At 40.1% G+C, this 15,841-nt stretch carries 10 protein-coding genes and 1 tRNA gene; 5 read left to right on the forward strand and 6 right to left on the reverse strand.

The features are described from left to right. Positions 1-21: 21 nt before the first annotated feature. Positions 22-1,047 carry a tRNA (adenosine(37)-N6)-threonylcarbamoyltransferase complex transferase subunit TsaD gene (gene tsaD, locus ACJAT7_RS04625; RefSeq protein WP_415225628.1) on the reverse strand — a complete coding sequence of 342 codons (1,026 nt, stop codon included), beginning with the start codon at positions 1,045-1,047 and terminating at the stop codon, positions 22-24. Positions 1,048-1,359: 312 nt separating this feature from the next. Between tsaD and rpsU the strand changes: the two genes are divergently transcribed. From rpsU to ACJAT7_RS04650, 5 genes are all read left to right on the forward strand, one after another. Further along, positions 1,360-1,575, forward strand: a complete 216-nt coding sequence (gene rpsU, locus ACJAT7_RS04630) for a 30S ribosomal protein S21 (protein WP_015464331.1) — start codon at positions 1,360-1,362, stop codon at positions 1,573-1,575. A gap of 21 nt (positions 1,576-1,596) precedes the next feature. Continuing rightward, positions 1,597-2,040: a GatB/YqeY domain-containing protein gene (locus ACJAT7_RS04635; protein ID WP_415225629.1), complete on the forward strand. Its 444-nt coding sequence runs from the start codon at positions 1,597-1,599 to the stop codon at positions 2,038-2,040. A 118-nt stretch (positions 2,041-2,158) separates the two neighbouring features. Beyond that, on the forward strand, positions 2,159-3,910 hold the full coding sequence (gene dnaG / locus ACJAT7_RS04640; RefSeq protein ID WP_415225630.1) for a DNA primase: 1,752 nt from the start codon (positions 2,159-2,161) through the stop codon (positions 3,908-3,910). A 100-nt stretch (positions 3,911-4,010) separates the two neighbouring features. After that, positions 4,011-5,852, forward strand: a complete 1,842-nt coding sequence (rpoD, locus tag ACJAT7_RS04645; protein ID WP_415225631.1) for an RNA polymerase sigma factor RpoD — start codon at positions 4,011-4,013, stop codon at positions 5,850-5,852. Positions 5,853-6,169: 317 nt separating this feature from the next. After that, positions 6,170-6,246: transfer RNA gene (locus tag ACJAT7_RS04650), tRNA-Ile, on the forward strand. An 829-nt stretch (positions 6,247-7,075) separates the two neighbouring features. Here the strand turns inward: ACJAT7_RS04650 and ACJAT7_RS04655 are convergent. From ACJAT7_RS04655 to nirB, 5 genes are all read right to left on the reverse strand, one after another. Beyond that, positions 7,076-9,901, reverse strand: coding sequence for an ATP-binding protein (locus ACJAT7_RS04655; RefSeq protein ID WP_415225632.1), 2,826 nt, complete (start codon positions 9,899-9,901; stop codon positions 7,076-7,078). A 316-nt stretch (positions 9,902-10,217) separates the two neighbouring features. Further along, positions 10,218-11,213: a transposase gene (locus ACJAT7_RS04660; RefSeq protein WP_415225633.1), complete on the reverse strand. Its 996-nt coding sequence runs from the start codon at positions 11,211-11,213 to the stop codon at positions 10,218-10,220. 382 nt (positions 11,214-11,595) lie between these two features. Continuing rightward, complete coding sequence (locus tag ACJAT7_RS04665; protein ID WP_415225634.1) at positions 11,596-12,450, reverse strand: formate/nitrite transporter family protein; 855 nt, start codon at positions 12,448-12,450, stop codon at positions 11,596-11,598. Positions 12,451-12,609: 159 nt separating this feature from the next. Beyond that, the gene (nirD, locus tag ACJAT7_RS04670; RefSeq protein WP_415225635.1) at positions 12,610-12,936 is read right to left on the reverse strand and encodes a nitrite reductase small subunit NirD; all 327 of its coding nucleotides are present in this window, start codon (positions 12,934-12,936) and stop codon (positions 12,610-12,612) included. After that, on the reverse strand, positions 12,936-15,482 hold the full coding sequence (gene nirB / locus ACJAT7_RS04675; RefSeq protein WP_415225636.1) for a nitrite reductase large subunit NirB: 2,547 nt from the start codon (positions 15,480-15,482) through the stop codon (positions 12,936-12,938). Before nirB ends, nirD begins: the two co-directional genes overlap by 1 nt. Positions 15,483-15,841: the final 359 nt, after the last annotated feature.

Consider the following 15,841-nt stretch of genomic DNA (forward strand, 5'->3'; position numbering starts at 1 on the left):
GCAATTTACATCACTAAAATATTAAAGAGACGATTTTACACTAGCCAATTGTTCCAAGGGCCAGCGCGGTTTTGCTTGAATCGCTAACGCTTCAAAGTGCCCCGCTTTTAAACGCTGCATTCCGGCATATGCTATCATTGCACCATTATCCGTACAAAATTCATTGCGCGGATAAAATACCTGACCGCCTAAAGAGCGCATTAAGATCGCCAGCTGTTCACGGAGCGACTGATTCGCACTCACTCCCCCTGCGACCACTAAACGCTTTAATCCGGTTTCTTTTAGCGCACGTTTACATTTAATGGCAAGGGTATCGATAACCGCATCTTGAAACGCCAAGGCGATATCAGCTTGTGTTTGCGGATCATTTCCCTGTGCATGAATCGTATTCGCAGCAAAGGTTTTCAATCCGCTAAAGCTAAAATTCAAGCCGGGTTTATTGGTCATTGGCCTTGGAAAAACAAACCGTCCCGCAACCCCCTTTTCAGCAAGCTTGGCTAAACGAGGACCACCGGGATAATCAAGGCCAAGTAATTTGGCGGTTTTATCAAACGCCTCACCAGCCGCATCATCAATACTTTCACCTAATAGCTGATATTCACCAATATCATCTACCCGCACCATCAAGGTATGACCACCAGAAACTAATAAAGCCAAAAATGGAAATTCAGGCCGTTTTTCCTCCAGCATAGGCGCGAGTAAATGCCCTTCCATATGGTGAACTGCGATGGCAGGTTTATTCCATGCAAATGCTAAACTGCGACCAATACACGCGCCGACTAATAGCGCTCCCACTAAACCAGGCCCGGCGGTAAAAGCAATACCATCGATATCATCTTTAGTGCAGTTTGCTGCAGCAAGCGCTTCTTTAATTAACGGGATGGTTTTACGTACATGATCTCGCGATGCAAGCTCAGGCACTACGCCGCCATAATCCGCATGCAATGCCACTTGGCTATACAACTGATGTGACAAAAGACCTAATTGATCATCATAAATCGCAATCCCTGTTTCATCACATGAGGTCTCGATACCTAAAATACGCATATGACAAATGCTCCTTTACGAAAATAATAAATGCCCGTTTGCAAAAAACTAAAACGGATGAGAAGATAATTGTATTGAAAATAACGCGCTAGTTTAACGTAAATAGATTATTAACAGTGTTTTTTTTCATCAGCTTATTGTCAATAGACGCAACGCGGCTTATATAAAAATAAGATCTTACAGATCTTTCCTCTTTTTTAACTATATTTAACACACTAATCCTTTACTTTCAGCCCCAAATAGGATTAAAATCTCGCACCATTTTAAATGAACTGGTCAGTATACGACCGTAACCATAAAGGTAATAGGCACATGCCAGTAATTAAACTTCGTGAAAACGAACCATTTGACGTAGCACTACGTCGTTTTAAACGCTCTTGCGAAAAAGCAGGTATCTTAGCTGAAACACGTAAACGTGAATACTTTGAGAAACCTACTACAGTACGTAAACGCGCTAAAGCAGCTGCAGTTAAACGTCACTTGAAAAAACTTTCTCGTGAAAACGCACGTCGCGTTCGCCTTTACTAATTATTAGATAAGGGTTTTTCTATGTTATTAAAAGCAAGATTAAAAGAAGAGCAAATAATTGCAATGAGAGCAAAGGATAAGGTCCGCTTGGGCACTATCCGTATGTTGCTTGCTGCTGTTAAACAAATTGAGATTGACGATAGAGTTGAACTAAATGATGATGACGTTATGGCTGTTATTATTAAATCAGTCAAACAGCGTAAAGATTCAATTACTCAATTTGAAAAAGCGAATCGAATTGATCTTGCTGATATAGAAAAGATAGAGCTTGCTATATTGCAGGAGTTTCTTCCACAACCACTGACCTCTGATGAAGTGAAAACTTTAATCGAGCAGGCTGTTGCATCTTCAGGTGCAAAGGGTATGCAAGATATGGGGAAAGTGATGGGATTACTCACAAAAGATATTCAAGGACGAGCGGATATGGGTGAAGTCAGCAAGCTTGTAAAAGCTGCTTTGGCTTAAACCAATCGCTCGTTAAATAAAAAAGCCCCAAGCTTCATTGTAAGCTTGGGGCTTTTTTGTTTGCTTATCGACAATTACACAATCCGATTAATAACGAATTTAATAAATGGTTTAATACATGGCTGGACGCATTCCACGAAATTTTATTGACGATCTTATCGCGCGCACCGATATTGTCGATTTTATTGATAGCCGTGTAAAATTAAAAAAGAAAGGCAAAGATTATCGCGCTTGCTGCCCTTTCCATAACGGTAATAATAATTCCTCCTTTTCAGTGAGTAGTGACAAACAGTTTTATCATTGCTTCAACTGCGGCGCGAGTGGCAATGTACTCACATTTATTATGGAATATGATGGAGTTGAATTCGTCGACGCCATTGAAACACTTGCCGAGCAATTATCCATAGAAGTGCCACGCGAAGAAACTGCTACAGGGAGTTCGACGCAAAGCACTTACATTGACCGAAAAGATCTTTATCAGTTGATGACTGAGATCACCATTTTCTATCAGCAGCAATTACGTCAGCATAAAAACAGTCCGCAAGTGATCAATTATCTTAAAGGCCGCGGTTTATCCGGAGAGACGGTTAAACAGTTTAAGATAGGTTACGCGCCTGATGGCTGGGACGAACTGCGCAAACGCTTTGCCATTTCTACTGAATTAGAAAAGCAGCTAATCGAAGCGGGCATGCTAATCGCCAAAGAAAAAAGTGGTAGCTACGATCGCTTCCGCAATCGCATTATGTTTCCCATTCACGATCGCCGCGGACGGGTAATAGGTTTTGGAGGCAGAGTACTAAGCAATGAAGAGCCCAAATACTTAAATTCGCCTGAAACCCCCCTTTTTCATAAAGGCAAAGAGCTTTACGGCTTATATCAAGTCAAACAAGCCTACAAAGAAATTCAACGTATCTTAGTAGTTGAAGGCTATATGGATGTGGTTGCACTTGCGCAATTCGGTATAAATTATGCTGTTGCATCACTTGGCACCAGTACTACCGCCGATCATATCCACATTCTTTTCCGTCATAGCAGTGAAGTGGTTTGCTGTTTTGATGGTGACAAAGCAGGCAGAGATGCGGCTTGGCGAGCATTAGAAAATGCCCTTCCCTATATACAAGACGGCCGTACATTACGCTTTATGTTTCTTGCTGATGGCGAAGATCCAGACAGCTTAGTACAGAAAGAAGGCAAACAAGCCTTTGAATTATTAATAGAACAAGCACTGCCGTTATCTGATTTTCTTTTCCAACACCTGATAGCACAGGTGGATATGGGAAACCGCGACAGTAAAACAAAACTGGCACAACTGGCAATCCCGTTAATTAGCAAATTACCAGAAAGCGTCTTTAGACAGATGATGAAAGAACGCTTAGTTGTTTTATTAGGAGTGGATGAAGATGGCCTAAAAAAACTACTACCTGACGCACAAAAAACAGAAAATAAAAATAAAAAACAGAAAGTAACCCCAATGCGCTTGGCTATTTCACTTTTACTACAGCATCCGAGTATGGCCTATGGATTGCCTGAGTTCCCTGAGTTTAAAGAGCTCAATTTGCCGGGTATCACTTTATTAAACTCATTACTTGAAATATGTCGCTTAACACCCCATATAACTACAGGGCAGTTACTTGAACATTGGCGAGACAAGCCCGAATATAAGCAACTAAATAAATTAGCTGTATGGGAAAATGACATCAAAAAAGAAAAGTATGAAGACTTTTTTTTAGATACATTGGAAAACTTCCTCAATCTATATATCAACAATAAAGTTGAATTTTTAAAACAAAAAGAACGAGCAGGAACGATTTTAAGCAGTGAAGAGATGCATCAACTTTTTTCACTTCTGCGAGAACAAAAACAACATTAATGAAACTGGAAAAAGTTACAAAATAAGCGTACAATCTATCGCTTGTATTTTTTCAATGAAATCCACATCCCTAATTCGCAATTTATTTTGGACGGTATCTATGGCTCAAACACCTCAGTCACAGCTCAAAGAGCTTATTATCAAAGGTAAAGAAAAAGGTTTTTTAACCTACGCAGAGGTTAATGACCATCTGCCACAAGATATTGTTGAGTCTGAACAAATTGAAGAAATTGTTCAAATGATTAATGACATGGGTATTCGAGTCGTAGAAAGTGCACCTGATGATGACGACATGATGCTCGGTGCAGAGGACAGCGATTCGCCCGATGAAGATGCTGTCGAAGCTGCCGCTCAAGTATTAGCAACAGTTGAATCTGAGATTGGTCGAACAACTGATCCTGTGCGTATGTATATGCGTGAGATGGGAACAGTTGAGCTGCTAACACGTGAAGGTGAGATTGTTATCGCCAAACGTATCGAAGAAGGGATCAACGAAGTACAAAATGCAGTTTCTGAATACCCTGGGACAATTACAGGTTTGCTTGACAAATGGGACTGCTATGAAGCAGAAGAGATTAAATTAACTGATTTAATCAGCGGTTTTGTCGATCCAAATGATGAAATAACACAAGCGGTCAGCGCAACACATATTGGCTCAGAATTAACAGATAAACAGTTAAAAGATGCAGACAAAACTGACGATACTGAGGAAGAAGAAGAAGGTCCTAAAGGCCCTTGTCCTGAAGAAGCGGCTGAAAAATTCACCGAACTTCGCCGACTCAATAAAATTGTTGAAGATTCAATTGCCGCGAATGGCAGAGCGCATGCAGAGACCCGTACAGCAATTGCTGAACAGGCTGAATTTTTTAAACAATTTAAACTAATCCCGAAACTCTTTGATCGCCTTGTCAAAGCAATCCGCGCCTCAATGAACGCGGTTCGTGTGCAAGAAAGATTAGTATTAAAAATTTGTGTAGAACAAAATAAAATGCCTAAAAAAGAGTTTATTGCTCTTTTCAAAGGCAATGAAACAAATAGAACATGGTTAGACGCAATTCTTACAAATGGCACTGATTACGCCAAACGCATTAGTGAGTTTGAAGAAGATTTAACACGCTGCATCAGAAAAATGGTTGCAGCTGAAGAACAAAGCGCACTAACCATCAGCAATTTAAAAGAGATTGCACGTAATATGAGCATAGGCGAAGCAAAAGCTCGCCGTGCCAAAAAAGAGATGGTAGAAGCCAACCTACGTCTGGTTATCTCGATTGCTAAAAAATACACAAACCGTGGTTTACAGTTCTTAGATTTAATCCAAGAAGGTAATATCGGCCTAATGAAAGCGGTTGATAAATTTGAATACCGCCGTGGTTACAAATTTTCAACTTATGCAACTTGGTGGATTCGTCAGGCGATCACTCGCTCAATTGCGGATCAGGCGCGAACAATCCGTATTCCTGTACATATGATTGAAACGATTAATAAACTTAACCGTATCTCACGTCAGATGTTACAAGAGATGGGTCGTGAGCCTCAGCCTGAAGAACTCGCTGAACGCATGATGATGCCGGAAGATAAAATCCGCAAAGTGCTTAAAATTGCAAAAGAGCCAATTTCAATGGAAACACCCATTGGTGATGATGAAGACTCGCATCTAGGTGATTTTATTGAAGATACAACAATTGCACTTCCCGTTGATTGCGCGACAAGTGAAAGCCTTAAAAATGCAACTAATGAAGTATTAGAAGGTTTAACTGCTCGTGAAGCGAAAGTATTGCGCATGCGTTTCGGTATTGATATGAATACCGATCATACACTCGAAGAAGTCGGCAAACAGTTTGATGTGACACGTGAGCGTATCCGTCAAATTGAAGCTAAAGCATTACGTAAACTTCGTCATCCAAGTCGTAGTGAACAGTTACGCAGCTTTCTCGACGAATAAGTTGTTTTAATTGACTAAAAAAAATCCTGCAAGCGCAGGATTTTTTTTAGAATAGTGATAAATAACCAATATAATCAATTGAATCACTAAACAATGTATAATTAACAAGCAAACGCACAGCATATACTAGACAGGAAAAAGCGAAGCTTATATAATCGCAGCTCAAATTTGCCACTTAGCTTCACTAGGCATTTATATATTTGGCCCCTTAGCTTTAGCCTGAATAGCTGGTTAGAGCAAGCTCGGCGGATACACAAAATTGGGTTCCTTAGCCTTGGCTTGGAATAGCGGAGCACAAGCTCTGCATATAAAAATTTGGCCCCTTAGCTCAGTTGGTTAGAGCATACGACTCATAATCGTCAGGTCCCCTGTTCAAGTCAGGGAGGGGCCACCACCTACTAGAAGCCGTAATAGATTAATTTCTGTTACGGCTTTTTTTATGCCTGTCCATATCCGGTAGTTACTCCCCCTACTTTTCCATTTATTCACTAAGAAAAAATTACCCTGCTATTATTTTTCAATCCTAATCATCAGCATTAAATCCAAGCAAGATCCCACCGAGCACATTTTCCACCTACAATTACATATCGTTAATCATCACTAATACGTATCTATACATGCTCAATTCAGCACCACTCTAGCGATATATAAATTTCCCTCGGTAATTACATTCCCAACTCAAACTCAGCTGTTACAGAATCCCTCAGCAAGCAGTTACATACTCTCAGCAAATAAAATGAATTGAATTAGTACAGCCATATTTAAATCAACTCACACTGTCAGATTCAGCCTCTAAATCACGGACTGATATTCATACTCATATCATAAACTCTACCGTTAGGGGGGGTAGAGGGGCAGCCTGATAGTGATTAGGTAATGAAGTCGAGTGAATGGAATCCGCATCAATACCACCTCAGAAAATAAAAAGAGGACAGCATTCCTTAATAAAAAATACTATTAGGGTCTTTGGCCAGTTCCATATTTTTAAATTTAAATAATCTACCGTCGACGTCGTCGGGAAATTGGGTGGAAATTGCTAAAAATCAGCTTAAATTCGCAGTGTAAGACCGGCGGAGGACAGGCGCGGCGACACCGTCAAGGAAATCAGTTGAATGTTAAATCTGAGAAGTTAGGCGTGGTAGTAACTGATGGGAATTTGCTAGGTCAATGTGGTGCTATCGACCCAGCGATCTAGGATTTGTGGCTTAGGAGATGAGGTGGCGTTAATTGGTTATTAAATATGGTGATTTATTGATATCCATCCATGACTTGTAAAAAATAGAAGGGTCCGCTGTGGAGTTGGCTTCTTTCCAATCTAAATAATGCAGGATAAATCCCAATGAGTTTGAGTCCGTTAGCTCATTAGCTATTTTATCCATATTAGCATCTAGCTTCTTAACTTGACCGTAAGATAACAACTTCCATTTTTCATTTGACCACACTTCGGATAGTTCTTTATGAAAAAATCTAGGTACGTATCCAGTGGAGAAAATATCAGCCATGTCAGATTTTCTAATAAGAAGTAAGCTACCAATAATCGGCAAATCACTTAGTAAGCTGCGATATTCATCAGGTTCCATATAATCTCTAATCCAATCGGATTTGCTTCTCTTAGAGCTGGTTATATTCCTAATTCCTAAGTAATTTGTACATATTCGTTTAAACTCTTCAGAAGTCCAAGAGCCTTGATTCTGTCCTAAGTTCTGCGCATCGACATATAAAGTGTTAATGCCAGTTTCTTTAATAAGGTCGAAATCCATTGGTATAAATTTACCTTCAGAAATGAGTAATTTACTACAATTTTTTACAGCATAGTAATACCTGCGACTCGATACGCTTTTAACCTGTTTCAAGTGCACTGCTTGTACTGATTCTTTTGATAGCCCCTCTTTTATCGGCTTCATGTTTTTTAGAATCTCGTTTACTAGATGATTTGACAAATCGATTGAAAGTTCTTTTGTAAATGGAAGCGAAGACGTTACCAGCTCAGTTCTTTCCAAATTAATTGGAAGTTTTCCATCTTGATCGTAAATAGCCAGGGTTGGAAGTCTCACATCAATGACTCCCATAACGGGTGATATATCAAATGAGTCTGTACTTAACGAATCCGTTACTATAATTCCATTGCAAATCAATTTGGGATCTTTTTGTAAATATTGATCACGAGACTCAATCGACTCATAGGTCCAATATACGTCGTCAAATTCAGGGGACTTAGTTTTATACCATCCTGTTAGGTGCTTGTTATTAGCGCATGGAACTGTTCGAGACTGTTGAATGTTCGTTGTTTCCCCCTCACAAATTATCTCCCGAACAACTTTAGGCTCAGCTAAAGAAAACCAATCCCATAGTTTTCTTTTTTTAGATAGTTTCCTTGTCACGTCCTCAGTTAGCTGTATTGTTATAGTGGTTCCAATATGCATTTCTACATTTTCAACAACTATTTCACGACTTCCTTTTTTACATGAAAATGAAAGCCCCAATGCTTTTTCTTGTGTAACATGCCTCGTTTTTATATGTATCTCATTTCCTAATAAATAAGCAGCAAGTAAGCCTATTCCAAAACGTCCTGTCCTATATACGTCGGAGTGCCCCCCTGTCTCATGAGCTTTTTTCCAGACATCACTATTTCTAAATGAAGCTCCAATATTTAAAAAATAGTTTTCAATGATATCTAGTGTCATACCAATACCATGATCTTCAATTACTAATTCGCCACCTTTATCTTTATAATCGGTCAGAGTGATACGAACACCTTCATTTATATCATGAGCAGAATATACCAACTCTTTATTTACTAGGTCTTTTAGCTCAAGACAAGCATCTACTGAATTTTGCATTAATTCTCTTATGCCTATCTCTGGGTTATCACCGTATAAAGGCGCAATAAGAAGTTCCATCATCTCACTATCTGACATTTTAAATTTAAGTACTTTCGGTATATAAGAGGGGCTCTTCTCATTAATGTAGCTTTGTATATCATCTAACGATGTTCTTATGCGGCGAACCGTTATACCTAAATTGTAGAGATTCTTTGATAAACCATATACCTCACCAAGAACAGCCCAAGATTTGTCTAATTCATTTTGAATATCAATAAACAAGCTAGATAATGCTTCAAAAATTAAAGCATTAGTTGGCTCTGCATCTATATATAACGCTTCTGGATCTGAATCATCGGGGATTATCTCTACAATGGAGTGATGTTTAGCCCACTCTCTCTTTGATATAGGGCTACTCAAATCATTCACACTCAGAAGTTGCTTGGGGGCTCTGTTCGCTTCAATTTGAATATAATCAGCAATGCGAAGTAAAACCATTATATAGGGAACATGAGTGTGAAAGTGTTTCTGTTTCTTTTTAGGTTCTAATTTATCAACAGCATCCCTTAGGTTCATATTATGGCTTCTTGCGATAAAGCCACATAAATCTCGAAATCCATTGATCGGTTCACTACCTAACTCTAATTTTTTGCCCCCTGAACCACCAGGAACACCATTTATGGCAATTTCATGAGCTAGTCTTGCATGATGCCGTCTTAAAAACTCACCTATCAGGAAATTATCCCTGCCAGTTAAGCTATCTTTCTCTATTGAAATTTGTGTTACTGGCTTTTCATTTCCGAAAATTTCCTGTAATTTTTTAGCATCAAACCTTTTAGCTTCAGAGATAAAGTCATTCCATAAAATATCCCAAGTTGGCTCTTCTTTTATATATTTCGATTCTATAGGTGGGTAATCACCGTTAATTAATGTTAGAAACCCATCTTCAGTTAGATGCATTGCACTGTCATGTAATACGACTGAAATTACCAAGACAGATAAATCATAAGATGAAAGTAATTCTTTACTTTTTTCAGTAATTAAGTGTTCAGAAGATTTTAAAACATCGTTTATGTGGGAAAAGCCGTGTTCGCTATATTCTTTGAAAAACTGGGTATTATTCTTCTCGATCCATGCTCGCAGATTGTTAATGCTGGAAGTTACAAAAGCATTACACTCAATATTTTCTTCAATTTTATCTTGTATGAACCGGGGAATAATTAACAAACTAAAAACCTTAACGATAAGAACAATTAACCTATTCTATCAATAAATAGAGTGTATTTTATTGACGTTTATATGTTTTTTTAGAAAATATGGCGACTAAGATATACCTACCGAGTAAGACAGGACAGCCAAATCTTTGCAAGGTTAATACAAGGCTCAAGTAACCAGCAAAAATCATCCGATATTTGTGTCGCAAAGTTATAAAAAGTGAATTTGTTGTGATCGAGTTTAATAATGGGCGTTTTACAAAAATTAAAACATCAGCATCCCTTAGCTGAGTGCTAATTTGATAAGTAGATTGTTAATATCGAGGCTTTTAATGCAACATTCGCTGTAATTTGCTTTGGCCAGATATCCAGCGTTTGCCGGTATGTTCAGCAAATAATGCAAGCTCATCAAGTGAGCCGACAGCACCGTGGTAATCTTTACCAAAATGACAAGCCAATTCCAACCATGTATCGCTATCTAAACCGAGTGTACTCAACAACCTAGGTATCTTATTTGAAATCACACCGCGCTTATCTGAACGAATAGCACGACCAGTCCAATCAACTAACTCTAAATAGTCGATTAAAGCGTAAGGGATCCCTTGAGGTTGTGCGTTACAGGCGCCTGCGACAAAGCCAAACAGTGGTTTACAGTTGATATGATCATGACTGCGCTCATCATCACAACACTTGCCATGAAGACGTTCAAAAATAGAAGTAAATTCTGATTTTTCAACACGTTCGGCCATTTCTGCTCTAACTGGGTTTAAATCAACATAAGCCATACAGGTTAGCAGCGCCTGATCGTCGAGCAAGGCCTGTGATTTAAACCGCCCTTCCCAGAATCTTCCTTTACAATTATCTTCTTTATTGGCTTTGCGGGCGATAAATTCATTTAATGAACGCATAAACCAAGAAATATCCACTAAACGATGTCGCCATCTAGCAATCACCTCCAGTGCCATAGTAATCTCAGCATCGCTGGTTAACTCCCCCTTTAGCCAACACGATACAATCGGTGATCCCGAATAAAGTTGATACCAGCGCTTACAAATCTCTTCATCTGAACAACCTTCTATTTCGACTTCATTGGCATGTAAAACAAGATGATAGTGGTTGGACATAATCGAATAAGCACAAATGTTAATCGCAAAAATATCACTGAGTTGACGGATGCGCTCAACCATCCATTGACGACGATGAGCAAAATTTTTCCCGCTATATTGATCTTCACCGCACAGGAAGGCCCTGCGAACACAACGAGAAATACAGTGATAATAGGGAGTATCTACAAGGGAAATTAACGAAGAGCGTGATTGCGTCATACTTACCTCCAAGCATGTAAATAAAAACACTGGTTATATAGTAGGTATAAAATTTAAATCCGTCAAAAAGGTCTGGCTGTCCTCGCTTTCCACTTTCCATATCGCTTTCTCGCATTAGCCTCTTACCTCGCTTACATGGGCTGGATATTTATTGATATGAGTGGAGCAGCTCTTTAGTACAAAAAAGACTATCAATATCTGACCATTAACTCACGGCCTGCATTTTTCTCTGTAGGCCTGAAGCCTCTCCCCAAATACTCAATTTAGATCCCCTAATAAGATAGATATCATGCTGGCTATAAAGAGGAAGATTTTTTGCAGGATAAAGCCCCTAAACATAAGCAAGGGGCTTCGAAAGTTTTACTTAAAACAGAAAAACAGATTATATTCTACTAAGTGCTGGTTCAGCGTTTACTTTCTCAGCTTGCTCTGAGTTAAGTGCCGGCGCTGTCTTAGCGTGAGTCAAATAAAGTGGGAGACAAGTTAAGACAAGCCCTCCCACAATGTTACCTAAGATAGTTGGGATAAGGTTGAAGTTCAACCAAGTCGCAATACCAAAATCGGCACCTAACATCATACCCAATGGGAACAAGAACATGTTAACCACTGTATGTTCAAAGACAAGCGCGAAGAAGATAAAGATTGGTAACCACATTGCCGCTATTTTTCCCGCAACACTGCGTGCTGTCATGGCGCCGACAATGCCTAAACAGACCATGAGGTTACAGAAGATAGCGCGTACAAAACAGGTAATCCAACCATCGAAGCCTAGATTTTCAAAACCAGCCGAACGAGCCGTCGATGCTGCGATAAATTTTTGCGCCACAGCATTTGGATCAATACTAAAGTTTTTGGTCAAAGAAATTGCGATCAAGAAAGCAACAATCAACGAACCAATCAGGTTACCCAGACCAACAAGACCCCAACAACGTAGGACGCGACTCCAAGTAATACCTGGACGCTTAGCAAATAGAGCAAGAGGTGCAAGGCCGAATACACCCGTCACCAAGTCGTAGCCCATTAATATCAATAGACAAAAACCAACGGGGAAGACCAAAGCCCCGACCACACCGACACCGGTTTGAACGATCGCGGTGATCGCGACGACCACCGCCAACGAAAGAATGATCCCCGCCATCGTGCTGCGAAGTAATAAATCACGCGTGCTGGTTTTCACTTTAGCTTCGCCCACATCGATCATGGTTTGTACGAATTCCGCTGGTTTTACATATGACATCTATCTATCCTTAAAGTTAAAATTAAATAGAGAAAGGCTCCCTGCTGATCTTTTATCCCAGTAGTAAAAAAGATCAGCAAAAAACTTTTTAGCTATTAAATCTCGACCGCTTAATTTTTGCGTTATTAAAATAAAGGAAAAATTGCAGACAAAACCTTGCTACAGCTGTACTTCTACAAAGCCTTTAGTAACACGGGCTTTATAAGCTTCAACGCTGACTTCATCGTTGTCTAAGCAGGAGCCATCAAGTAAATTAAAACGTTGTTTTTTGAGCGGGGATGCAACCCAAAACTGTTCCTGATGCTGGCCAATCAAACCGCGCGATAAAACGTTAGAGCGCGCAAAGGGGTCCATATTATTAATAGCGAAGACTTGTTCCTCTTCACTGGGACGAAAAACAGCCACTTGCTTGCCGGCGACTAATGCACAGACACCCGTTGCCGGATAAATATTTTTTAATGCGCATACTTTAATCCATTTGCTCATTACACTTCCTCCAAATTAATTGCATATACAGGGGCTTTTTCGTCATTAAATGCAGGTCGTTTCTGGCCGCGTTCAGGGGTAAATATGACATTTTCGTCGAGCGCATCACTGTTAATAAAATGCGCAAAACGCTGTAACTGCTGTTGATCGGAAAGCGTTTCTGCCCACTCACACTTGTAACTTTCAATGGCCGTAGCCATCTCTGTTTCAAGCTGTTCGTTGATGCCTAACTTGTTATTAATAATAACGTCCTGCAGGTACTCAATCCCGCCCGCTAAACTTTGCAGCCAAACAGACGTTCTGGTTAATTTATCTGCAGTGCGTATATAGAACATCATAAAACGATCTACGTATTTGATTAAGGTTTGTTTATCTAAATCACTGGCAAGCAGCTCAGCGTGTTGTGGTTTCATGCCGCCATTACCGCAAACATAAAGATTCCAACCTGCATCGGTGGCAATGATACCGACGTCTTTACCCTGAGCTTCAGCACATTCACGGGTACAGCCGGAAACACCAAATTTAATTTTATGCGGAGTACGCAAACCTTTGTAACGATTTTCCAGGTCAACCGCGAAAGCGGTACTGTCCTGCACACCAAAACGGCACCAGATACTGCCGACACAGGTTTTTACCATACGCAATGATTTGGCATAAGCGTGTCCGGTCTCAAAACCCGCATCAATCAGTTGTTTCCAGATATCCGGTAAATCCGCTTTATGCGCGCCAAATAACCCGATACGCTGCGCGCCGGTAATTTTGGTATATAAAGTATATTGCTGAGCAACGCTAGCAACCACGGCCAATCCCTGCGGTGTAACTTCACCACCGGCCATACGCGGAATAACCGAGTAGGTACCATCTTTCTGCATATTACCAAGAAAGATATCGTTGGTATCCTGCAGGCCGTTATTGTCTTTTGATAAAATGTAATCTGCCCAGCAGGAAGCCAGAATTGAACCTACGGTTGGTTTACACACTTCACAGCCGTAACCTTTACCGTATTTGCTTAATAATGCTTTAAAGCTTCTGATACCTTCAACGCGGATCAGGTGGAACAGCTCTTGACGGGAATATTCAAAATGCTCACAGAGATGGTTTTTAACTTCCATGCCCTGTTTTTTCATTTCCGCATTTAAAACTTGAGTTACTAAGGGGACACAACCGCCACAACCGGTACCGGCTCCGGTTTCTTTTTTGATCGCACTGATGGTGGTATGACCGGCCGCAACGGCATCGGCAATATCGCTTTTCTTAACATCAAAACAGGAACAGATCTGCGCCGTTTCGGGCAGTGCATCGACGCCTAAACCAGTTGATTTAGCGCCGGCATGTGCAGGAAGAATTAACGAATCGGGGTGTTTTGGTAACTCAATTGCATTTAATGAATACTGCAGCAGGTCACTGTAGCTTTCAGTGTCGCCCACTAAAACAGCACCTAATAATTTTTTCCCATCTTTAGAGACAATAATACGTTTATAGACAGACTCTTTTTCATCAACATAAACATAACTTTGACTGTCCGGTGTACGGCCATTAGCATCACCGATACTACCAACCTCAACACCTAACAATTTTAATTTGGCGCTCATATCAGCACCGCTAAATGCATTTTCGCGGCCTAATAGGGTATCAACGGCTATTTTAGCCATATTGTAACCGGGTGCGACCAGACCAAAGAATTTATCATTCCAGGAAGCACATTCACCAATTGCGAAAATATCAGGATCAGAAGTAATACATTGATCATTAATAGTGATACCACCACGACGGGCCGTTGCCAAACCACATTGTTTAGCTAATTTATCCTGTGGACGAACACCCGTTGAGAAAACAATAAAATCAGCTTCCAATTCACTGCCGTCGGCAAATACCATGGTATTACGCGCGGTTTTACCCGATGGAATGATCTCCTTGGTATTTTTGCCCGTATGTACCTTTACGCCAATGCTTTCGATTTTACGACGCAGCATTAGCCCGCCCTGCTGATCAAGTTGCTCTGCCATTAATACCGGCGCAAACTCCAGAACATGAGTCTCTACACCCAGCGCTTTAAGTGCACCGGCAGCCTCCAAACCCAATAAACCGCCCCCCACAACCACACCATTTTTACTGTGTCGTGCAGTGGCTTCGATGGCATTTAGATCTTCAATGGTCCGATAAACAAAACAATCTTTGCTTTGATTACCTTTGATCGTAGGCACCCAGGGATATGACCCCGTTGCCATCACTAATTTATCGTAATAAATAACACGTCCGGTTTGTGAATGTATTACTTTTTCATTACGATTAACCGTTAGTGCGCGTTCACCAATGAGTATTTGAATATTATGTTTTTCGTAGAAGCCTTCTTTTACTAAAGAAAGTTCATCGGCCGTATGATGGGAAAAATATGAAGATAAATGAACACGATCATAAGCAACCCGGGGCTCTTCACAGAAGACGGTTATTTCAAATTTTTCAAGATCTGCTTTTTCTACAAAATCTTCAATAAAACGATGCCCGACCATGCCGTTACCAATTATGACTAGTTTTTGTTTACTCATTTTTTCCCTCAATCATGTGGTGAATTTTAATGACATGAAGATTAAAGGAGTACTTCAAAACCAACCTGATCTAAATCAAACAAATAGTAGGGATTATCATCTGGCGCAGTGAAATCCTCAAAAAAGAAAGGTTTTGCTTATAAAACAAGCACATAACCACAAATAATAAAGGGTTATTAGCAATAACCTGATTTAAATCATGGTTATTGCTTTAAGCTTGATATATAGAATGACTTGGATTCAAATAATAAGTGCATAACTTGAATAGGTAGAAAAAGCGGTCAGCTGAATATATGCTAATCGCTTTTTCTCCGGCAAGAGATGCAACAATGAAAACATATAAACAACTGACCTATGAG

This window comes from Psychromonas sp., from assembly GCF_047632995.1.
Classification (GTDB): domain Bacteria; phylum Pseudomonadota; class Gammaproteobacteria; order Enterobacterales; family Psychromonadaceae; genus Psychromonas.